Origin of the sequence: Mycobacterium kyogaense (genome assembly GCF_003254575.1) — a bacterium.
GTDB lineage: Bacteria > Actinomycetota > Actinomycetes > Mycobacteriales > Mycobacteriaceae > Mycobacterium > Mycobacterium kyogaense.
Genome location: NZ_QJUA01000124.1, coordinates 1 through 431, shown reverse-complemented (window position 1 = coordinate 431; position 431 = coordinate 1). Strand labels below are relative to the sequence as shown.

Annotated in this window: 1 protein-coding gene; it reads right to left on the bottom strand. The window is 49.4% G+C overall.

Features of this window, described 5'->3' with window-relative positions:
- A partial coding sequence (locus DMB80_RS27860; RefSeq protein WP_276131580.1) for an aromatic amino acid transport family protein occupies nucleotides 1-360 on the bottom strand: 360 nt, incomplete at its 3' end.
- Nucleotides 361-431 lie beyond the last annotated feature (71 nt).

Sequence of the window (431 nt, the reverse complement as noted above, 5' to 3'; positions counted from 1 at the left end):
GGTAATAGTAACGCCATAAATCCACAGCAGTGGGCAAATCGCGAAGAAGTACAGGAACGTGATAACCACGCCGCCAGTTTTACCAAAATGCTCTTCCACCGTTTCCGTAATGTTGCCGGAAGGGTTAGAGCCAGAAAGACACAGACGCGCCAGCGCCCGGTGGCAATAAAACGCGATGGGGTATGCCAATACCAACATCAGAAGAATCGGGATCAGTCCGCCAAAACCTGCGCGGATAGGGAAGAACAGCACCCCGGCGCCGATTGCCGTACCAAACAAGCCTAACGTCCATGTGGTATCTGATTTACGCCAGGACGATTGTTTTGTCTGGCTGGATACAATGCTATCTGAAGTACTCATATCCTATCCTCAACGAATTAATTAAGCGTCAACGAAACCGGTGATTTGAGAGACGCGAGAAAGATCGATAT